This is a genomic window from Flavobacterium sinopsychrotolerans (assembly GCF_900110375.1).
GTDB lineage: Bacteria > Bacteroidota > Bacteroidia > Flavobacteriales > Flavobacteriaceae > Flavobacterium > Flavobacterium sinopsychrotolerans.
Genome location: NZ_FODN01000008.1, coordinates 143,941 through 166,300 on the forward strand (window position 1 = coordinate 143,941; position 22,360 = coordinate 166,300).

The window sequence follows — 22,360 nt, forward strand, 5'->3', positions numbered from 1 at the left end:
ATAACAAAAGAAACTCTACCCAGTCTCCCCCTCCTTTGGAGGGGGTTGGGGGAGGAATAAAAGAATAAAAAAATGATTAAAACAGACATACTTATAATAGGAGCCGGACCTACGGGTTTATTTGCAGTTTTTGAAGCAGGATTGTTAAAATTAAAATGTCATATTCTGGATGCTTTGCCACAAGCGGGCGGACAATTATCTGAATTATATCCTAAAAAACCTATTTATGATATTCCAGGATTCCCTGAAGTATTAGCAGGAGATTTGGTTGATAATCTAATGGAACAAATCAAGCAGTTCGAACCAGGTTTTACCCTTGGTGAACGTGCTGAAACCATTGAAAAACAAGAAGACGGAACTTTTATTGTAACTTCTAATAAAGGAAAAAAATTCCATGCTCCTGTTGTAGCAATCGCAGGTGGATTAGGAAGTTTTGAACCAAGAAAACCATTGATTGAAGACATCGAATTTTACGAGGATAAAGGAATTAAATACTTTATCAAAAATCCAGAGAAATTTAGAGATAAAAAAGTTGTAATCGCTGGAGGAGGAGATTCAGCTTTGGACTGGAGTATTTTCTTGTCGAATGTAGCTTCTGAAGTGACTTTGATTCACCGTAGAAACGAATTTAGAGGTGCTTTAGATTCTGTAGAAAAAGTACAGGAATTGAAAAATTCCGGTAAAATAAAAATGATTACGCCTGGAGAAGTTGTTGGCTTGAAAGGTGCTGAACATTTAGAAGGAGTTGTAATCGAGGAAAATGGCGCACACCGAACAATTGAAACGGATTATTTTATTCCGCTTTTTGGATTAACACCAAAATTAGGTCCTATCGGAGACTGGGGATTAGACATTGAAAAAAATGCTATCAAAGTAAACAATGCTTTGGATTATCAAACGAACATTCCGGGAATTTTTGCCATTGGTGACGTAAATACTTATCCTGGGAAACTGAAATTAATTCTTTGTGGATTCCACGAAGCAACATTAATGTGTCAGGCAGCTTACCAAATCATCAATCCGGGTAAGAGATATGTATTGAAATACACTACAGTTTCCGGTGTTGATGGATTTGACGGAACTCGTAAAGAAGCTCCAAAAGCCGTGGTGAAAGCAATAGTTTAACAACTTAGTCCAAACTAGTTAAAAAATTAAGCGCTAATACTTGCAAGTATTAGCGCTTTGTCTTTACTTTGTACTGTTCCTATATTTATTGAAAGTTATCACGAAAGGCGGAGGGAAAGACCCAATGAAACCTTAGCAACCCTTTATCTTTAAAGAAGGTGCTACATTCTACTTTATGCTGAATTTATTTCAGTATCTAAGATAGATAACATACGAATACTCACTTAGTATTTCTCAAACCTTTTCTTGACAACATATATTTTTAGCCTGCTGAATTAATTTCAGTATCAGGAGCGAATAATTGGCGTTTTTTTGCCAATACTGTTCCCACTTTCCGTTGCAATCTTTCTCGTCCTGAACTTGTTTCAGGATCCTTGAACAAGTTCAGGACGAGAAAGGATTTTCACTGCAATCGGGGCTAAAGAGCTAAAATAGTGAACTTTTGTAATTATTAATCAAAAGTGAGAATCCCGATACCTATCGAGATTTACAAGAAATAAAAAGTTATGTCAACAATTCAAGAAGCCATTAAAAAAAACATACTCGTACTCGATGGAGCTATGGGAACCATGTTGCAACGCTACAATTTTTCCGAAGAAGACTTTCGCGGGGAACGTTTCAAAGATTTTCCACATTCCTTAAAAGGGAACAACGATTTATTGTCACTGACACAACCCCAAGCGATTCGTGCTGTTCATGCCGCTTATTTTGAAGCAGGAGCGGATATCGTTGAAACCAATACTTTTTCTGGAACCACCATCGGAATGGCCGATTACCATCTCGAAGATTTGGTGTATGAACTCAACTACGAATCGGCACGTATTGCCCGTGAAGTAGCCGATGAATTCACAGCCAAGAATCCAGATAAACCTCGTTTTGTAGCCGGTTCCATAGGACCAACAAACCGTACAGCCAGTATGTCACCAGATGTAAATGATCCGGGTTACAGAGCTGTAACTTTCGATGATTTACGTATTGCTTATAAACAACAAGTCGAAGCCTTAATTGACGGAGGAAGTGATTTGCTTTTAGTAGAAACTATTTTTGATACTCTAAATGCCAAAGCGGCACTTTTTGCCATTGAAGAAGTTAAAGATGAACGCAATATCGATATTCCAATCATGGTTTCTGGAACCATTACGGATGCATCAGGAAGAACACTTTCAGGTCAAACCGTGGAAGCTTTTTTGGTTTCGGTTTCGCACATTCCATTATTGAGCGTAGGTTTCAATTGTGCTTTGGGAGCTGATTTATTGAAACCCTATTTGCAAACTTTGTCGCAAAATACTTCATTCAATGTATCGGCGCATCCTAATGCAGGATTGCCAAACGCTTTTGGAGAGTATGATGAAACACCAGAGCAAATGCAAGCTTTCATCAAAGAATATTTGGACGATAATTTAGTGAATATTATAGGCGGTTGTTGCGGAACAACCCCGGAACATATTAAGTTGATTGCTGATATCGCAAAAGATTACAAGCCGAGAGTTTCGACAGCGACGATGTAACCAAGAAGCCCGCGTGAGGGATAGCAGTGAAAAGCCCACAGCCTGACGAAGGAAGAGCGAGGACTTGCAACGAATAGCCCGACCCTTTTTGGGTCACGCCCAAAATAATAATAAGATATACGAAACCTGAACGTTTGCTGAAATCGTGAAGGATCAAACAAAATAAAAATGGCACAAGCAGAAACTAGAAGAAACCTTGTTTTATCGGGATTAGAGCCTTTAATCATTACGCCGGAAAGCGTATTTGTGAATATTGGGGAACGTACGAATGTAACAGGTTCTAGAAAATTCCTTCGATTAATCAAGGAAGAAAAATACGAAGAAGCACTCAGTATTGCTAAAGAGCAAGTGGAAGGTGGCGCACAAATTATCGATATTAATATGGATGAAGGAATGCTTGATGGTGAATATGCCATGACAAAATTCCTGAATTTAATTGCAGCCGAACCAGATATTTCAAGAGTGCCAATCATGATTGATAGCTCTAAATGGGATATTATTGAAGCGGGATTAAAAGTAGTACAAGGAAAGAGTGTCGTAAATTCTATTTCTTTAAAAGAAGGAGAAGAGCAATTTATTCATCATGCTAAATTGATTAAGCGCTACGGAGCTGCGGCAATTATTATGGCTTTTGATGAAACTGGACAAGCTGATAATTACGACCGCAGAATTGAAATTTGCCAACGTTCGTATGATATTTTGGTAAACAAAGTTGGTTTCCCTCCACAGGATATTATTTTCGATTTGAATATTTTTCCTGTTGCGACAGGAATGGAAGAACACCGATTGAACGCATTGGATTTCTTTAGAGGAACTAAATGGGTTAGAGAAAATCTTCCTCATGCGCACATTAGCGGTGGAGTAAGTAATGTTTCGTTTTCGTTTAGAGGAAATGACACAGTTCGGGAAGCGATGCACTCTGTGTTTTTGTACCATGCGATTCAGCATGGCATGACAATGGGAATCGTGAATCCGGAAATGCTTTCTATCTACGACGAAATTCCAAAAGATTTATTAGAACGTGTTGAGGATGTAATTCTAAATAGAAGAGACGATGCTACCGAAAGGTTGTTGGACTTTGCCGAAAATGTAAAAGGAGATGTCAAAAACAATGAAAAAGCGGTCCAAGAATGGCGTTCAGGAACCATTCAGGAACGATTAACGCATTCACTTGTAAAAGGAGTCGATGAATTTATAGAAATAGATGTTGAAGAAGCCAGACTTGCAGCAACAAAACCTATCGAAGTAATCGAAATCAACCTAATGGCGGGAATGAATGTTGTTGGGGATTTATTTGGTTCGGGTAAAATGTTTTTGCCACAAGTGGTAAAATCTGCTCGTGTAATGAAGAAAGCAGTTGCTTATTTATTGCCGTTCATTGAAGCCGAAAAAGATGGTGTTTCGAGTTTTGCAGGTCGTATCTTAATGGCAACGGTAAAAGGCGACGTACACGATATTGGAAAAAATATTGTTTCAGTTGTTTTGGCTTGTAACAATTATGAAATCATCGATTTAGGTGTCATGGTCGCTCCCGAGAAAATCATCGCTGCCGCAATAGAGCACAACGTTGATATTATTGGTTTGAGCGGATTAATAACGCCATCATTGGATGAAATGGTGTATTTGGCTAAAGAATTAGATAAAAGAAATATAAAAATTCCGGTGATGATTGGTGGAGCAACGACTTCACGAGCGCATACTGCCGTGAAAATTGCACCACAATACAAATCAACTGTTATTCATGTAAATGATGCTTCGAGAGCCGTAACGGTTGCCGGAAATTTATTGAACAGTGAGAAGAAAATATATGCAAGTGACATCAGGGCAGAGTATGATGCTTTTAGAGAGACATTTTTGAATCGTTCGCGTGATAAAAATTTCTTGACAATTGAGCAAGCTCGTAAAAATAAATTGCAGTTGGATTGGGATAATTTTACTCCAGTAAAACCAAATGTAATTGGAGAACAAATTATCGAAGTTGATTTGGATGTTTTGGTTCCGTACATTGACTGGACACCATTTTTTAGAACATGGGAATTGTTCGGAAAATATCCTGCGATATTGACTGACGAAGTGGTTGGAGAGCAAGCGACTTCTGTTTTTGCCGATGCACAGGAAATGTTAGACGTTATTTTGAAAGAAAAGAAATTGACCGCCAAAGGAATCTACGGAATTTTTCCTGCGAATCAAGTCAATGATGATGATATTGAATTAACGGACGAAAACGGAAAACCATTACAAACGTTCTTGACACTTCGCCAACAATCACAAAAAACAAAAGGTGCTCCAAATATCGCATTGTCAGATTTTATTGCACCGAAAGACAGCGGTAAAACGGATTATATGGGAGCGTTTTGTGTAACGACTGGTTTTGGTGTGGATGAATGGGCAGCTGAATTCGAAAGAGATTTAGATGATTACAATTCGATTATGGTCAAAGCATTGGCAGACCGTTTTGCGGAAGCTTTCGCAGAATATTTGCACGAAAAAATCCGTAAAGAAATTTGGGGTTACGCTGCTGATGAAAATTTAACAACCGAAGCTATGATTGATGAGGTTTATAAAGGAATTCGTCCAGCACCGGGTTATCCGGCTTGTCCCGACCATTTAGAAAAACCAACCATTTGGAAATTATTGAATGTAGAACAAGAAATTGGAGTGACTTTAACGGAAAGTATGGCGATGTGGCCAGCTTCATCGGTTTCTGGATATTATTTTGGAAATCTGGAAAGTAGGTATTTTGGACTTGGAAAAATAAAAGAAGACCAAGTTATTGATTACGCCAAACGTAGAAGCGTTTCGACTGAAGTAGCTATGAAATGGCTGAACCCAAATATTGCGGATTAAAACATAGTCGTAAAGTCAAAAGTCATAAAGTCCAAAGGACGTGACTTTCGACTTTTGACATTCAAACTTTAAGACTTAAAATGAAAGTAACACAACATTTAGAAGCTGCAAAAGGAGAAACGTTGTTCTCCTTCGAAATTATTCCGCCTCAAAAAGGAAAAAGCATTCAGGAATTATACGATAATATTGATCCGTTGATGGAGTTCAAACCGCCATTTATAGACGTAACCACATCTCGCGAGGAATTTATTTATGTCGATAAGGGCAATGGTTTATTGGAGAAAAAACTAACCAGAATGCGTCCTGGAACGCTTGGAATTTGTGCTTCGATCAAGCATAAATATAATGTAGACACCGTTCCTCATGTGCTTTGTGGTGGTTTTACCAAAGAAGAAACCGAATATTTATTGGTCGATTGTCATTATCTGGGAATTGATAATGTGATGGCTTTGCGTGGCGATGCGATGAAAGACGAACAGTCTTTTGTTCCTAAACAGGGAGGAAATGATTTCGCAGTTGATTTGGTCAAACAAATTAACCAATTGAATTGCGGAAAATACTTGCATGACGTGATGGATGTTGATAACAAAGCTAATTTTTGTATTGGAGTTGCGGGATATCCGGAGAAACATTTAGAATCTCCGTCTTTAATTTCAGATTTGAAAAGACTGAAAGAAAAAGTGGATGCAGGAGCTGATTATGTGGTGACACAAATGTTTTTTGACAATGCGAAATACTTTGAGTTTGTTGCCAAAGCCAGAGAAATGGGAATTACCGTTCCAATTATTCCAGGAATTAAACCAATCGCAGTGCAAAGACACTTACAGGTATTGCCTCAAATTTTTCGAATTGATTTGCCGGAAGATTTAATTCATGCTGTGGATCAATGTAAAAATAATACGGATATCAGACAAGTAGGAATAGAATGGGCGATTCAACAATCTTTAGAATTGAAAGCAGCCGGCGTTCCCGTTTTGCACTATTATTCTATGGGAAAATCAGAAAATATTAGACAAATTGCGAGTAAGGTTTTTTAATTTTCAATCGTATTTCATAAAAAAAGCTTGTTTAAAATTGGATTTAAACGAGCTTTTTTTAGTTGTAAACTACTTCGTAATTTCCCTAAATACTGCCTCCAAGTTTTTATTTTTCTGATTCAGTTGAAGTGTTTTCAATCCATTAGCATTAGCAAAATCAAAAACTGCCGGACGCATATCTTTATCCGCTTTGAAAGTCAATTCCCAAATCATATCGTGCGTATTTTTATAAGAAACAAGATTTTCGATTTTGGCAATCAGTTGTTCTTCCACTTTATAATCAAATTCTACTTCAATAACTTGTTCTTTATCTTCGGAAATTAAGTGGTCCAGTTTTTTATCGGTAACAATTTTGCCGTTATTGATGATAATCACGCGGTCACAAATCGCTTCGACTTCCTGCATAATGTGCGTGGAAAGGAAAACGGTTTTGTCTTTCCCTACATTTTTAATCACATTACGAATTTCCATCAATTGATTTGGGTCTAAACCGGTTGTTGGTTCATCAAGAATCAAAACATCAGGATTGTGTAATAAAGCATTGGCAAGACCTACACGTTGGCGATATCCTTTGGATAATTGTCCTATTTTTTTATGACTTTCGGTACTTAAACCGGTCAGTTGAATTACTTCTTCGATTCGGGATTTGGCTACTTTGTAAACATCTGCGTTAAAAGCCAAATATTCTCTCACATACAAATCCAAATACAACGGATTGTGTTCTGGAAGATAACCAATAGAAAGCTGAACTGCTTTTTGTTGGGTGTTCACATCGTTTCCATTTACGATTGCTGTCCCTTCATCGGCATTGATATACGTGGTCAATATTTTCATTAAAGTTGATTTTCCGGCTCCATTTGGACCTAAAAAACCAACGATTTCTCCTTTTTTAATGGAAAATGAAATGTTATCCAATGCTTTTTGGGCACCGTAACTTTTTGATATATTAGTAACTTCTATTGACATGGAATTTTATTTGTTGCAAAAGTAAACAGAAAAAGTATTGATTTATTGTTTTTTGTAGCCCAATAGCTAAAAAGACCTTTGTCAAAGTTTTACAAAGCGAGATGATATTCTATTTTAGATTTATATATTTACCATAAACTATATAAATATGAATTTGAAAAATACACAATCGGGTAGTTTCTTGAAAAACTACAAAAGTATTTTATTGCTTCTTGGCGGGATTTTGGCAGGAAGTATATTGGGTTTAGTTTTTGGAAAAGGAGTAGAAGTGATTAAACCTTTGGGTGATATATTTCTGAATTTATTGTTTACAGCAATTATTCCATTAGTGTTTTTTACGATTGCGTCTTCGATTGCCAATTTAGAAAAAACAGAGAAACTCGGTAAATTGTTTGTAATTGTCATTGGCGTATTTTTAAGTACAGTATTGATTTCGGCTATTTTGATGCTCGTTGCTGTTTTGTTATTTCCCATTCAGCAAGATATTATTCTTTCAAAAATACCTTTGGAAAGTGTACAAAGTGCAAATACAGGTTCACAAATTACTCAATTGCTCACAGCGGGGGATTTTTATGAGCTACTTTCTCGAAAAAGCATGTTAGCGCTCATCATATTTTCGTTTTTAATAGGATTTGCCAGTTTGCAATCGGGTGAAAAAGGGAAAGATTTCAGTAGGTTTTTGAATTCAGGCAATGAAGTGATAAAGCAATTGTTACACATCATCATGAAAGCGGCTCCAATAGGTTTGGGTGCTTATTTTGCGTATCAGGTTGGGATATTTGGACCGCAATTATTTGGCGCTTATGCAAAACCTTTGGGACTTTATTATGCAGTTTGTGCTTTTTACTTTGTCGTGTTTTTTAGTTTGTACGCATTTATCGCCGGAGGAAAATTAGGATTTAAAGTGTTTTGGAAAAATAATATTACACCTTCATTAACGGCGTTGGGAACTTGTAGCAGCATTGCAACAATTCCTGCCAATCTGGAAGGTGCGGAACAAATGAATATTCCGAGTCATATTAGAAACGTAGTTATTCCACTTGGCGCGCCTTTGCATAAAGACGGCTCTAGTATGTCGTCAATTATAAAAATTGCAGTAATTTTCGCCATGTTTGGAAAAGATTTAACGGATCCTAATACTATATTAATGGCTTTGGGAATTACAGTAATTGTTTCAGTAGTTGAAGGCGGAATTCCAAATGGAGGTTATATAGGAGAAATTCTGGCGATAACCGTTTATGGATTTCCTATGGAGCAGGCTTTGCCAGCCGCAATGATTGTGGGAACCTTGGTTGATCCAATGGCGACGCTGCTGAATGCAAATGGTGATTTAGTATCGGCAATGATGGTAACTCGAATTTCGGAAGGGAAAAAATGGCTTACTGAAAAATTAGTGGCGTAATTTAGGTTTGTTTTTAAAGGTAAAATTCAGGAAAAAGAATATTTCAATTGCCGAAAATCATAAAGACACGCTGATTAAAAAATATTTTAAAAGCCTTTTTTTAATTATTACATAATTAATAACCAGTTTTTTAGCGAATCTCTTTTTTGTTCAATAAAAGCAGCTTTTTTTTTGGGTTAGCTGGAAATTATGTATACATTCGCAAAGTAATTAATACAAAAAAGCAACAAGATGTTGAGTAACCGATTTTATTTTAGCAATTCTTATTATTTCTTCTGGAAAGTAGAAAGGGATTGTTGTATGGTTATTTGATTATAAAATTAAATTGATACTATAAATATACAATCTCGATGAAAATCGGGATTTTTTTTTGCTTAAAAATGTGTAAAATGAATGAAATAATTGGAATACAAGGGATAACGGGTTCTTTTCACCATCAGGTGGCACAGGAATATTTCAATCAGGCAGTTATTGTTGATGAATGTTTGTCCTTTGAAGAATTAGTAGATAACCTGCTTTCTGGGAAATCAGATCAGGCAGTTATGGCGATAGAAAATTCTATTGCGGGTCCTATTATTCCAAATTACGCCTTGATTGACAAAAATAATTTGCACATAATAGGAGAACATTATTTGAGAATTCATCAAAATTTAATGGCTTTAAAAGGCCAAAAAATGGAGGATATTCAAGAAGTACATTCGCATCCTATGGCTATTTTACAATGTATGGAATTCCTGAAAAAATACCCAAACATAAAATTAGTCGAAGACAAAGATACTGCTGAAACGGCACGTAGAATTCAGGAAAAACAGTTGAAAGGAATTGCTGCAATCGCCAGTAAAACCGCTTCGGAAATGTATGATTTAGAAATTTTGGCTCCGGAAATTCAAACGATTAAAAACAATATGACTCGTTTTGTGATTATCAAAAAGGACAATTCTTTTGTCCCGGAAAACGAAATAAACAGGGCGTCCATTAAATTCGAATTGGATCACAAACGCGGTAGTTTGGCTGCAGTACTAAATGTAATGAGTGATTGTAAATTGAATTTAACCAAAATTCAGTCGTTACCAAAAATAGAAACACCTTGGAAATATTCGTTTTTTGTGGATGTTACTTTCGAAAAATACGAAGATTATGCTAAAGCAAAGTCGCTATTGATCATCATGGCGGAGTATTTCAAAGTGTTAGGCGAATATAAAAACACAAAATTATAAGTAGCCGAAAGTTACAAAGTAAAAAGAATTTTAAAATTTAAACATGATTACCACAGCGAAACGTCTCGATATAATTGAAGAATACTATTTCTCATCAAAATTGAGAGAAGTAAGACAACTGGCTTCTGAAGGGAAACCAATTATTAATATGGGAATTGGAAGTCCGGATTTACAGCCGTCACAAGCAGTAATTGACGCAGTAGTTTTGGCAATGCAAGATGAAAATGCGCATCAATACCAAAGTTATCAAGGATTACCGGAATTGCGTCAAGGCATGGCTGATTTTTACAAAAATAATTACGGAGTTGCGTTGAATCCGGTTAACGAAATCTTGCCTTTGATGGGTTCCAAAGAGGGAATTATGCATATTTCGCTGGCTTTTTTGAATGAAGGCGATCAGGTACTGATTCCAAATCCAGGATATCCAACATACACTTCGGTGACGAATTTAGTAGGAGCAGTTCCAGTTTATTATGACTTAAAAGAAGTAAATAATTGGGAACCGGATTTTGAAGCTTTGGAAAAACTGGATTTATCGAAAGTGAAGATAATGTGGATTGGTTATCCGCACATGCCAACAGGAGCAAGAGGAAGTTTGGAGTTGTTTTCAAGATTAGTGGCTTTCGCCAAGAAACATAATATTTTGTTGGTTAATGATAATCCGTACAGTTTTGTTTTGAATGACAATCCGATGAGTTTATTGCAAGTGGAAGGCGCAAAAGATGTGGTTTTAGAATTGAATTCTTTGAGTAAAACTTTCAATATGGCAGGCTGGAGAGTTGGAATGCTTCTGGGAAATGCAGCTTGTATAGATGCAGTTCTAAAAGTGAAAAGCAACATGGATAGCGGAATGTTTTACGGGATTCAAAAAGGAGCAATTGAAGCTTTAAAAAGTGATAAAACTTGGTTTGAATCGATGAATGCGATTTATAAAAAACGCAGAATTCTTACCGAACAACTGGCAGAAAAATTAGGCTGTAAAGTGTATAAAGAAGGTGTTGGATTATTTGTTTGGGCAAAATTGCCGGATGGAATTACATCAGCAGAGAAATTCATTGATGAAATTTTATATGACAAATCTATTTTTATTACACCGGGAACAATTTTTGGTTCTAATGGAGAAGGTTATATCCGATTTGCACTTTGTGTAAAAGAAGAAAAAGTACAAGAAGCAATTGATAGATTTTAACAAATGAAAATATACGTAATAGGAATAGGATTGATAGGCGGTTCGATGGCATTGGACATTAAGACGTTGCATCCGGAAGCTAAAATTTATGGAATTGATAACAACGAAAGTCATTTGGCGGAAGCCATAGCTTTAGGAGTTGTGAATGCAGCTGCAACATTTGAAGATTTAGCCGATGCTGATTTTGTAATCGTTTCGGTTCCTGTTGATGTAGCGCTGGTTGTTTTGCCAAAAGTATTAGATGTTATAGGCGATAATAGTATCGTTTTTGAAGTGGGTTCTACCAAAATACCTATTTGTGAAGCGATTGCCAACCATCCTAAAAGGAGAAATTTTATAGCAACACACCCCATTGCAGGAACGGAGTTTTCTGGACCTTCGGCAGCGATAAAAGGATTGTTTCAGGGAAAAACGAATATCATTTGTGAGGTCGAAAAAACAACATTCAAGTTGCAGGAGAAAGCGTTGGATTTGTTTAAAGCAATGGGAATGAGAATTCGTTATATGGATCCGAAATCACATGACAAACATATTGCTTACGTGTCGCATTTGTCGCATATAAGTGCCTTTATGCTGGGAAAAACGGTAATTAATAAAGAGAAAGACGAGCAGGATATTTTTGATATGGCAGGTTCCGGTTTTGAAAGTACGGTTCGTTTGGCCAAAAGTTCACCAGCGATGTGGACGCCAATTTTTAAACAAAACAGGAAACAGGTTGTAAAAACATTGGATGAATACATTTCGAATTTATCAAAATTTAGAGAATTATTAGAAAAAGAAGATTACGATGCGATTTACAATGAAATGCAAAGTGTCAACAAAATAAAAGAAATATTAAACGGAATGAACGTGAAAAAGTGATTAGTCACATTTTACAGTAAAATGAACAACACAAAAACTAAAAAAATAAAATTAGAAAAGATGGAAAACAAGAAAGAAATGAGAAATTGGTTGAATGAATTCAATTTGACTCATCCATTAGTAATAGCAGGGCCTTGTAGTGCTGAAACAGAAGAGCAAGTATTAAAAATTGCACATGAATTGAAAGATTCAGATGTAAGTATTTTTAGAGCAGGAATCTGGAAACCAAGAACGCGTCCGGGAGGATTTGAAGGTGTTGGAGAAATTGGATTGAAATGGTTAAAAAAAGCTAAAGAACAAACCGGATTGCTAATGGGAACGGAAGTGGCAAATGCGGCTCACGTAAAATTAGCTTTGGAATATGATATTGATGTATTGTGGATAGGAGCCAGAACGACCGTAAACCCTTTTGCAGTGCAGGAAATTGCAGATGCTTTAGCAGGAACTAAGAAAATTGTATTGGTTAAAAACCCGGTAAATCCAGATTTGTCTTTGTGGTTAGGCGGTGTAGAGCGTTTGTATAATGCTGGAATTGAAAAATTGGGTGTTATTCACAGAGGTTTTTCTACTTACGAGAAAACAAAATACAGAAACATTCCAGAATGGCAAATTGCTATTGAATTACAAAATAAATTCCCTGATTTGCCTTTAATCATTGACCCGTCTCATATTACTGGAGATCGTAAAATGATTCTTGAAGTAACGCAGGAAGCTTTAGATTTAAATTATGATGGTATGATTATCGAAACACATACTGATCCTGATAATGCTTGGAGTGATGCTGCGCAACAAGTAACTCCTGATGCTTTGAAACAAATTTTTATTGATTTAAAAGTTAGAAAATTAGATGATGTTTCGGATGAGTTTACGCTTAAAATGAAAAAATTAAGAGCAAATATAGATGTTTTAGATGCGACATTGTTAGAGTTGCTCGGGAAGAGAATGAAAGTAGCCGATGAAATAGGACAGGTGAAAAAAGAAGCGAATGTTGCTGTATTGCAGAACAATCGTTGGAACGAAATTTTAGGAAAAATGATTTTGGATGGTGAGAAAAAAGGCCTTTCCGAAGAGTTTGTACTAAGAATGTTCAAAGCAATTCACCAAGAAAGTATCAGTCATCAAGACAAAGTGTTGAATGCTTAGTCCGTATTTTTTTCAACAAAAAATCCCTACAGCTTTTTTTAAGCCGTCGGGATTTTTTGTTTTTACAGATTGATAAAAACTTCAAACTTTAAACTTTAAACCTAAAACAAAGAATTATCTTTGCAAAGTCTTAGATTTTAAATCAGCAATCTAAAATCGTTAATATTCAATCAAATAATCCTAAATGACAGGACTCGTATATAAATCTACAGGAAGTTGGTACACCGTAAAATCTGAACAAGGTGATTTTATAGAATGCCGTATGAAAGGGAAATTCCGAATTAAAGGAATCAAAAGTACCAATCCTATTGCTGTGGGTGACATTGTTGATTATGAACTAGAAGAATCATCTGATACCGTTACTGGAACCATTCATAAAATTCATGACAGGAAGAATTATATTGTTCGGAAATCTGTCAATTTATCGCATCAAATGCATATTATTGCGTCTAATATTGATAGGGTTTTCTTGTTAGTCACCATTAATAATCCTCCAACGACTTTTAATTTTATTGACCGTTTTCTGGTTACTGCCGAAGCATACGGAATTGAAACGATACTGGTTTTTAATAAAATAGATACTTTTGATGATGCCACGCTAGACGAGCAATTGTATATGCAGCATGTGTATCAAGAAATAGGGTACAAATGTCTTCGCGTTTCTTCGACTGAAATGAAAGGGATCGAGGAGTTGAAAGCAATGATGATTGGCAAAGTGAGCATGTTTTCCGGGCATTCCGGTGTGGGGAAATCAACATTGGTAAATGCAATGGAGCCTTCTTTGCATTTAAAAACAAAAACAATTTCAGAAGCAAGTAAACAAGGACAACATACGACTACTTTTGCCGAAATGTACGATTTGTCTTTTGATGCTAAAATTATTGATACGCCTGGTATCAAAGGTTTTGGAATTGTAGACATGGAAAAAGAAGAAATCAGTGGTTATTTCCCAGAGTTTTTCAAATTGAAAGAGCAATGTAAATTCAATAATTGTCTGCACAAAGACGAACCGCATTGCGCCATCAAAGCTGCTTTAGAAAAAGATGAAATTGCTTGGTCCCGTTATAGAAGTTACCTGAAAATTCTGGAAGGAGATGATGAAAATTACCGTACTGATATTCATAATGAAGACCGGATAATAAGCGATAAAACAAGGGAATAGTTCTGAATTGTGAATGTTGATTAAAAAGCCCTAATTCCTAAATCTGAATGAAAGTAGTTCTCCAAAGAGTTTCTTCCGCCTCCGTAACCATCGATACTGAGATTGTAGCCGATATCCAAAAAGGATTATTGGTTTTAGTTGGTGTTGAAGATGCCGATACCCAGGAAGATATAGATTGGTTGGTTAATAAGATTACTAACATTCGCATTTTTGGCGACGAAAATGACGTGATGAATTTATCCGTCAAAGATATTGACGGTGATATCATTGTAGTAAGTCAATTTACATTGCATGCTTCTACTAAAAAAGGCAACCGTCCTTCCTATATCAAGGCTTCAAAACCACAAGTTTCCATTCCATTGTATGAGAGTTTTGTAAAAAAAATAGAAATAGATTTAGGAAAAAAAGTGCAAACTGGTGTTTTTGGTGCGGATATGAAAGTACTTTTATTAAATGATGGACCGGTAACGATAGTAATTAACAGTAAAAATAGAGAATAAAATGAACCTAAAAAATTCCCAATTAGACGTAGATACTTGGATTAAAGAACACGGCGTTCGTTATTTTAACGAACTAACCAATATGGCGCAACTTACCGAAGAAGTAGGTGAAGTGGCGCGAATCATTGCACGACGTTATGGAGAGCAATCCGAAAAAGAAAGCGATAAAAATAAAGACCTTGGCGAAGAATTAGCCGATGTAGTCTTTGTGGTATTGTGTTTGGCAAACCAAACCGGAATCGATTTACAAGCCGCTTTCGATAAAAAAATGGATTTGAAATCCTTTAGAGACAAAGACCGTCACAAAAACAACGAAAAACTCAAATAATTTGTGAAGTATAAATTATGAATTATAAATGTGGAGTGGTAAATTGCGAACTTGAATTATATCACTGATAATTCATAATTCACAACTCATAATTAGCTACATGAATTTAAAATTAAGTACGAATTCACAATTCACAATTGATAATTCACAATTAAATATTACTGGTTCAAAAAGCGAAACCAACCGACTACTATTATTACAAGCCTTATTTCCAAATATTACTTTGGCCAATACTTCCAATTCTGATGATAGCGAAGTCATGCAAAAAGCGTTGAAAGGAAACGAGGAAATTGTAGATATTCATCATGCGGGAACGGCAATGCGTTTCTTAACGGCGTATTTTGCTGTAAACGAAGGTCGCGAAGTTGTGTTGACCGGCTCTCAACGAATGACGGAGCGTCCCATAAAAGTTTTGGTGGAAGCCTTGGAGCAATTAGGGGCTAAAATCTCCTACGAGAAAGAAGTAGGATATCCGCCAATTCGAATCAAAGGACAAAAAATTACTGCTTCAAAAGTGAATATTCCTGCCAATGTAAGCAGTCAATACATATCGGCGTTGTTATTAGTGGCGCCAAAACTGGAAAACGGAATCGAAATCACTTTAGTCGGTGAAATCACTTCTGTTCCTTACATCAAAATGACATTGGCTTTGTTGAATGATTTAGACATCAAAACCAGTTTCGAAGGAAATGTAATTACGGTATATCCAAAACAAGAAGTAGCGTCGAAAGTAATGACCGTTGAATCCGATTGGAGTTCTGCATCGTACTTTTTTAGTCTGGCTGCCTTGGCTGAAAATGCTACGATTTCATTAAACAGTTATAAAAAAACTAGTTTGCAAGGTGATTCAGCTTTGGTTGAAATCTACAAACAAATGGGTGTTGAAACGCATTTTGAAGGAAACAAAATGACTCTGGTAAAACAGTCTGATTTTAAACCTGAAAATTTAACCTTAGAATTGAATAATACACCAGATATCGCCCAAACCATAGTTGTTACTTGTCTTGGATTAGGAATTGGTTGCCATCTGACAGGTTTGCATACCTTGAAAATTAAAGAAACGGACCGACTCGAAGCACTTAGAATTGAGTTAACAAAATTGGGAGCGAATATATCGGTGACCAATGATAGTTTGACGCTTCTGGCTTCAAACCAAATCAATCCTGATATTAAAATCGGTACTTATAATGATCACCGTATGGCGATGGCATTTGCACCATTAGCTATAAAAGTGCCAATTATCATCGAAAACGCGGAAGTCGTTTCAAAATCATACCCTGATTTTTGGGAAGACATGAAGAAGTTAGGATTTAACGTGTCTGAAATTTTATAAATTAAATTTTATGTAGTGCCTTCGCGCCTTTGTGGCAGTGGACTTTTGAAAATAAACAGCAAAACACTTGACAACGCCTATCTCACAATCGTATATTTGCAAACTATTATAATTTATTGAGGCTTAACTCGTAACTTATAATTCATAACTCATAAATTTATCAAATGAAATTATCACATTTTCAATTCGATTTGCCAAAAGAACTTCTTGCCGAATATCCAGCTGAAAACAGAGACGAATCTCGTCTAATGGTTATTGATCGCAAGAAAGGAACTATAGAGCACAAAATGTTCAAAGATGTTATCGATTATTTTGACGAAGGTGATGTTTTAATTCTGAATAACACGAAAGTTTTTCCAGCTCGTTTGTACGGAAATAAAGAAAAAACGGGAGCTAGAATCGAAGTTTTTTTACTTAGAGAATTAAACTCTGAGCAAAGACTTTGGGATGTTTTAGTTGATCCGGCACGTAAAATTAGAATTGGTAACAAACTATATTTTGGAGATGACGATTCATTAGTGGCTGAGGTTATCGACAATACAACTTCTCGCGGAAGAACATTGCGTTTCCTTTACGATGGTTCGTATGAAGAATTCAGAAATAAATTGACAGAACTTGGAGAAACTCCAATCCCAAAATATATTTCTAGAGATGTAACTCCGGAAGATGCGGAACGTTACCAAACTATTTATGCTAAAGAAGAAGGAGCTGTTGCAGCGCCAACTGCAGGATTGCACTTCTCGAAACATTTATTGAAAAAACTGGAAATCAAAGGAATTAAATTTGCCGAAGTTACGCTTCACGTAGGTTTGGGGACTTTCAATCCAGTTGAGGTTGAAGATTTATCAAAACACAAAATGGATTCTGAGGAATTAAAAATTACTCAGGAAGCATGTGATATTGTGAATGAAGCCAAAGCTAAAAAGAAACGTATTTGTACCGTAGGAACTACTTCTATGCGTGCCGTTGAAAGCTCAGTTTCTTCGCAAAATACCTTGAATCCGTTTGACGGATGGACAAACAAATTTGTTTTTCCTCCTCATGATTTCACGATTCCAACGTGTATGATTACTAATTTTCATACGCCAAAATCAACTTTATTAATGATGGTATCTGCATTTTGTGGTCATGATTTAATGAAAAAAGCATACGCAGAAGCTATCGAAAAAGAATATAAATTCTATTCTTACGGTGATGCAATGATGATTATCTAATCTAAAATTAGATTCTAAATAAAAAAATCTCGTCAGTAATGGCGAGATTTTTTGTTTTATAATAGTGTGTGTCCCGCTGAAAAGCGGGTCGGGCTCTACGCTGTATCTTTATTTTCTTAAAGAAAGAAAATAAAGGATGCCGCTTCCATCCCTCACACGACGTTGTATGTATAAAAGTGGTTTGTATTCCTAATTCACTTGATACACCAATCGTACCGTGATATTAGCCGTTTTGTTTTTGGATTGCGTATTAAAGGAACCGCCATAAGAAAAATCTTCCGATGAGTTTTGACCTGTAATTTGAAAAACGCCCATATCTGATTTCTTTAAATTCCCTAAACTCGCATCAGCATTTTCAGCAATACTTTTCGCTCTGATACTCGCGTCTTTTGTGGCTTCGGCAATCATTTTTATTTTTAACTCAGCTAGTTTGGTGTAATAGTATTCCGGTGGAGACGAATAAAATTCTACGCCTGAGTTGATCAATTCACTGGATTGTCTGGATAATTCCTCAATTTTATTTACTTCCTTAGATTGGATACTTACACTTTGGGTTAAAGTAAATCCAGTAAAAATTTGCTGCCTTGTAGTTCCGTTTTCATTGAAGGTAGTTTCAAAATCTTTATTGAAATTCACCGCTGAGAAAACCATTTCATTCGGCGCAATTCCTTTGCCGGATAAATAGCTTTTTATTTTTTCTCTATCAGCATCTAATGCGGCATAAGCATCTTTCAAAGTCATGCTTTTTTTAGAAAACGAACCGCTCCAAACAATCAAATCCGATACAAAATCCTTCTTTCCGGAACCGGTCACACTTATGGTATCGTTACTTTTATTTCGATTCTGAAAAGCATTCGAAAATAAATACGAGGAAATTACCACAGCGATGGCAATAATAATAACGTTTAAACTGTTTTTAAGCATAGCTAAGAATTTTAAATTCAATCAAATATAAGTAAATAACGAGTAGTTTCTTAATTCCGTATAGGAATTGGGAACTATTTTTTTGTATTCGAAAATTTAACTATTGTATAGCTTTCCAATCAATGTTAACTATATTATCATTCGTCCATTTTTACTACTTTTACAAAACAAAATACAAATCATGATATTCGAAAATACCCTTGAATTTGCAAAAAAATTGGATTCACAAGATCAATTACATAAATACCAAGATGAATTTATTTTTCCGCAGGTAAATGGAAAAAAGGTGATTTATTTCACAGGAAATTCACTAGGATTACAACCTAAACGTACTAAAGCATATGTAGATGAGGTGATGAATGATTGGGCAAATCTCGCCGTTGAAGGACATTTTTACAGTGAAAAACCTTGGTGGGATTATCACGAACGATTTGCAAATCCGTTGAGTAAAATTGTTGGTGCACTTTCAAGTGAAGTCACGGTAATGAATACCTTGACAGTGAATCTTCATTTATTGATGGTTTCTTTTTACCGACCTACAAAGACCAGATATAAAATTATTTGCGAAGAAAAAGCATTTCCGTCGGATCAATATATGTTTCAAAGTCAGGTTCATTTTCATGGATACAAACCAGAAGATGTGATTGTCGAAATCAAGCGTCGCGAAGGCGAACACAACATTCGCTTAGAAGATGTTTTGGCAAAAATTGAAGAAGTTGGTGACGAGTTGGCTTTAGTTTTAATTGGCGGTGTCAATTATTACACCGGACAAGTTTTTGATATGAAAACCATAACCGCAGCAGGCCATAAAGTGGGTGCATATGTTGGTTGGGATTTAGCGCATGCTGCAGGAAATGTGAAGCTGGAATTGCACGATTGGGATATTGATTTTGCAGCTTGGTGCAGTTATAAATACATGAATTCAGGACCAGGAAATGCTTCAGGGTGTTTTATTCACGAAAAACACCACAATAATTCGGAGTTGCCGAGATTCGCGGGTTGGTGGGGACATAATAAAGAACGTCGTTTCAAGATGGAACAGACCTTTGATCCCGTTCATGGAGCCGATGGTTGGCAAATCAGTAACCTGCCAGTACTTTCATTGGCACCTTATTTGGCATCAGTCGACATGTTTGATGAAATAGGGATGGACGCTTTAATCCAAAAAAGAAATGCAATTACTTCCTATTTAGAATTCATTCTGCACGAAATAGATAAAGAAGTTGACAGTAGTTTCGAAATTATTACGCCGTCAAATCAATCGGAAAGAGCGTCACAATTATCAGTGCTTCTTCATGGGGAAGGACGCAGTTTGTTTGATTATTTGATGAAAAATGGCGTTATAACGGATTGGCGTGAACCCAATGTTATCCGTTTAGCGCCAGTTCCTTTATATACATCTTATGAGGATATGTACATGTTTGGTCAGATTCTGAAGGCAGGAATTTTGGACAAAGCGAATCTTTAAATTATATAAATTATTAATTGAATTACATAAGTGCAATTTACAAGTTTAAGCGTTTCTTTGTAACATTAGAAATTGAAAATATTCAAATTATGAAAGCATTATATTTTATACTAGTAGCTGCAATCGTTGTTTCTTGTCAAAATCAAGGAAAAATGGAAATTGAAAAAGCGAAACTAGCTACAGTAGATTCCATGAAAGTTGAAATTGAGAAACAAAGGGTTATCGATTCTATGCAAGTTGAAATGGTTAAAATTGAGGAAGCCAAAATTGAAACTCAAAAGGAAGTTGTTGTTGTTAATCAACAAGCGCCTGGGTCAACTACAACGACTACAAGCACAACTACTCAAAAGAAAGGATGGAGCAGTACGGCTAAAGGAGCTGTAATTGGCGCCGGAGTAGGAGCTGCCACAGGAGCAATTATCAGTAAGAAAAAAGTGCAAGGAGCTATAATCGGTGGTATTGCAGGTGCTGGAGTTGGTGCAGGAACAGGTGCTATTATAGACGGAAGCAAAAAGGAATAAATTTATTTTTTTGTAGATAGTAAAGAGTGTTTAAGTTCATATAGAATTTAAACACTCTTTTTTTTAGTTGATTTTTTGTTTAATACGAATCCATATTCGAGATAATTTCGTTCGCCTTTACTTTGATTTTATACAATTCTTCGGGATTTATTTTTTTTAGTAAATTCAGCATTATTCCCATGCGTTGTTTTCCTTTGAAATATTCTTTTTTCTCATCGAGGAAATTCCAGTACAGCGTATTGAAGGGACACGCTTTTTCTCCAAATTTTTCTTTTACATTGTAATGGCATTTGGCACAATTATTACTCATTTTATTGATGTAGCTTCCAGAGGAAACATACGGTTTGGTGGCAATTATTCCGCCATCTGCATATTGTGACATGCCTCGTGTGTTGGGCATTTCGACCCATTCAATAGCATCTATGTACACGCCCAAATACCAAGCGTCTACTTCGTCAGGATGAATTTGTGTCAGTAGTGTAAAATTTCCAATTACCATCAGCCGCTGAATATGATGTGCGTAAGCTTTGTCTAAACTTTGATTAATTGCGTGGCTCATACAATTCATTTTGGTTTTACCGGTCCAGAAAAAATCTGGTAATTTGTTCGTATTATCCAAGACATTCATTTGGGCATAAGTGGGCATCTCTTTCCAATATATTCCCCGAATGTATTCGCGCCAACCTAAAATCTGTCTTACGAATCCTTCGACTTGTGAGATAGTTATATCCATTTCATTGGCATGATAAAAAGAAATAACGGTCTCGATTACTTCTTTTGGCGAAAGCATTTTACTATTCATGGCAAAAGACAAACGAGAATGAAAAAGAAATTTTTCATCGGTATGCATTGCATCTTCATAATCTCCAAAATGGTTCAACAGATTTTTACAGAAATAATCTAAAACCTCCAACGATTGCTCACGCGAAGATGGCCAACTGAAATTATCTGGATCGATGTTCCCAAAAGTCACGATTCCTGCTTCTACTATTTGTGCAACAACTTCTGAAACATTGGTATGAAAATTCTTTTCTGACGGAACCGGAACTTCACCTTTATATTTTTTGCGATTATCAGCATCAAAATTCCATTGGTTGCCCAACGGAGTGCTTCCATCCATCAAAACATGATGTTTTTTGCGCATGTTCCTGTAAAAATTCTCCATAAGCAACAACTTCTTTCCTTCAAAAAAATCAGAAAGCTCGTGACGTGTGGTGTAAAAATGTTCGGAGTCAAAAGCTTCAGATTCGATTTTTAGATTGGAACAAATCATTTTTAGTTGTTGGTCCAGTCGGTATTCGTCGGGTAATTGATATTCAAATTTTTCTATGTTATATTTTTCGATACAAATGGCAATGATTTTTTCTAAATCTTGTGGATTCTCAATATCGGTAATTTGAAAATAGACTGCTTGATGTCCATTTTCTTTTATTGCTGTGTAAAGATTCCTCATCGACACGAAAAAGGCTACTACTTTTTGGATGTGATGTTTGACATAATCCGTTTCCTGACGCATTTCTGCCAAAACATATATTGTGTTGTCATCACATTCCTGAAGCCAAGAGTGCTTTGAATTGAGCTGATCACCAAGGATTAAGCGCAGTTTTTTCATTTA

19 protein-coding genes and 1 riboswitch are annotated in these 22,360 nt (G+C 36.0%); of the genes, 16 read left to right on the forward strand and 3 right to left on the reverse strand.

Annotated features, from left to right (window positions below; translation table 11 throughout):
- Nucleotides 1-72 precede the first annotated feature (72 nt).
- From BMX64_RS13725 to metF, 4 genes are all read left to right on the forward strand, one after another.
- Complete coding sequence (locus BMX64_RS13725; RefSeq protein ID WP_091173268.1) at nt 73-1,125, forward strand: NAD(P)/FAD-dependent oxidoreductase; 1,053 nt, start codon at nt 73-75, stop codon at nt 1,123-1,125.
- Between the two features lie 92 nt (nt 1,126-1,217).
- Nucleotides 1,218-1,337, forward strand: a riboswitch (SAM riboswitch).
- A gap of 294 nt (nt 1,338-1,631) precedes the next feature.
- On the forward strand, nt 1,632-2,633 hold the full coding sequence (locus BMX64_RS13730; RefSeq protein ID WP_091173271.1) for a homocysteine S-methyltransferase family protein: 1,002 nt from the start codon (nt 1,632-1,634) through the stop codon (nt 2,631-2,633).
- A 168-nt stretch (nt 2,634-2,801) separates the two neighbouring features.
- The gene (gene metH / locus BMX64_RS13735) at nt 2,802-5,480 is read left to right on the forward strand and encodes a methionine synthase (RefSeq protein ID WP_091173275.1); all 2,679 of its coding nucleotides are present in this window, start codon (nt 2,802-2,804) and stop codon (nt 5,478-5,480) included.
- A gap of 80 nt (nt 5,481-5,560) precedes the next feature.
- Entirely contained in the window at nt 5,561-6,517 is a 957-nt protein-coding gene (gene metF, locus BMX64_RS13740; protein ID WP_091173278.1) for a methylenetetrahydrofolate reductase [NAD(P)H], read from the forward strand.
- 69 nt (nt 6,518-6,586) lie between these two features.
- On the opposite strand, the gene gldA is transcribed toward metF, so the two are convergent.
- Entirely contained in the window at nt 6,587-7,483 is an 897-nt protein-coding gene (gldA, locus tag BMX64_RS13745; protein WP_091173283.1) for a gliding motility-associated ABC transporter ATP-binding subunit GldA, read from the reverse strand.
- A gap of 148 nt (nt 7,484-7,631) precedes the next feature.
- Between gldA and BMX64_RS13750 the strand changes: the two genes are divergently transcribed.
- The 10 genes from BMX64_RS13750 (at nt 7,632) to queA (ending at nt 17,832) form a co-directional block, all read left to right on the forward strand.
- Nucleotides 7,632-8,885 (forward strand): dicarboxylate/amino acid:cation symporter, encoded by a 1,254-nt coding sequence (locus BMX64_RS13750; RefSeq protein ID WP_091173287.1) that lies wholly within the window; start codon nt 7,632-7,634, stop codon nt 8,883-8,885.
- Nucleotides 8,886-9,274: 389 nt separating this feature from the next.
- The gene (locus BMX64_RS13755; RefSeq protein ID WP_091173292.1) at nt 9,275-10,102 is read left to right on the forward strand and encodes a prephenate dehydratase; all 828 of its coding nucleotides are present in this window, start codon (nt 9,275-9,277) and stop codon (nt 10,100-10,102) included.
- Between the two features lie 43 nt (nt 10,103-10,145).
- Nucleotides 10,146-11,291, forward strand: a complete 1,146-nt coding sequence (locus BMX64_RS13760) for a pyridoxal phosphate-dependent aminotransferase (RefSeq protein WP_091173296.1) — start codon at nt 10,146-10,148, stop codon at nt 11,289-11,291.
- A gap of 3 nt (nt 11,292-11,294) precedes the next feature.
- On the forward strand, nt 11,295-12,152 hold the full coding sequence (locus tag BMX64_RS13765) for a prephenate dehydrogenase (RefSeq protein WP_091173300.1): 858 nt from the start codon (nt 11,295-11,297) through the stop codon (nt 12,150-12,152).
- 60 nt (nt 12,153-12,212) lie between these two features.
- Nucleotides 12,213-13,295 (forward strand): bifunctional 3-deoxy-7-phosphoheptulonate synthase/chorismate mutase type II, encoded by a 1,083-nt coding sequence (locus BMX64_RS13770; protein WP_091173436.1) that lies wholly within the window; start codon nt 12,213-12,215, stop codon nt 13,293-13,295.
- A 184-nt stretch (nt 13,296-13,479) separates the two neighbouring features.
- A complete protein-coding gene (gene rsgA / locus BMX64_RS13775; protein ID WP_091173304.1) occupies nt 13,480-14,457 on the forward strand; it encodes a ribosome small subunit-dependent GTPase A in 978 nt (325 codons plus the stop codon).
- Between the two features lie 47 nt (nt 14,458-14,504).
- On the forward strand, nt 14,505-14,957 hold the full coding sequence (dtd, locus tag BMX64_RS13780; protein ID WP_091173308.1) for a D-aminoacyl-tRNA deacylase: 453 nt from the start codon (nt 14,505-14,507) through the stop codon (nt 14,955-14,957).
- A gap of 1 nt (nt 14,958) precedes the next feature.
- Nucleotides 14,959-15,285, forward strand: a complete 327-nt coding sequence (locus tag BMX64_RS13785) for a nucleotide pyrophosphohydrolase (RefSeq protein ID WP_091173312.1) — start codon at nt 14,959-14,961, stop codon at nt 15,283-15,285.
- Nucleotides 15,286-15,385: 100 nt separating this feature from the next.
- Nucleotides 15,386-16,618, forward strand: coding sequence for a 3-phosphoshikimate 1-carboxyvinyltransferase (gene aroA / locus BMX64_RS13790; protein ID WP_091173315.1), 1,233 nt, complete (start codon nt 15,386-15,388; stop codon nt 16,616-16,618).
- A 164-nt stretch (nt 16,619-16,782) separates the two neighbouring features.
- On the forward strand, nt 16,783-17,832 hold the full coding sequence (gene queA, locus BMX64_RS13795) for a tRNA preQ1(34) S-adenosylmethionine ribosyltransferase-isomerase QueA (RefSeq protein ID WP_091173319.1): 1,050 nt from the start codon (nt 16,783-16,785) through the stop codon (nt 17,830-17,832).
- A 189-nt stretch (nt 17,833-18,021) separates the two neighbouring features.
- On the opposite strand, the gene BMX64_RS13800 is transcribed toward queA, so the two are convergent.
- Nucleotides 18,022-18,756: an SIMPL domain-containing protein gene (locus tag BMX64_RS13800; RefSeq protein ID WP_091173323.1), complete on the reverse strand. Its 735-nt coding sequence runs from the start codon at nt 18,754-18,756 to the stop codon at nt 18,022-18,024.
- 181 nt (nt 18,757-18,937) lie between these two features.
- Between BMX64_RS13800 and kynU the strand changes: the two genes are divergently transcribed.
- Nucleotides 18,938-20,224 (forward strand): kynureninase, encoded by a 1,287-nt coding sequence (kynU, locus tag BMX64_RS13805; RefSeq protein WP_091173326.1) that lies wholly within the window; start codon nt 18,938-18,940, stop codon nt 20,222-20,224.
- Between the two features lie 89 nt (nt 20,225-20,313).
- Nucleotides 20,314-20,745, forward strand: coding sequence for a YMGG-like glycine zipper-containing protein (locus BMX64_RS13810; protein WP_091173328.1), 432 nt, complete (start codon nt 20,314-20,316; stop codon nt 20,743-20,745).
- A gap of 79 nt (nt 20,746-20,824) precedes the next feature.
- Here the strand turns inward: BMX64_RS13810 and BMX64_RS13815 are convergent, their stop codons facing one another.
- Complete coding sequence (locus BMX64_RS13815; RefSeq protein ID WP_091173332.1) at nt 20,825-22,357, reverse strand: cryptochrome/photolyase family protein; 1,533 nt, start codon at nt 22,355-22,357, stop codon at nt 20,825-20,827.
- Nucleotides 22,358-22,360: the final 3 nt, after the last annotated feature.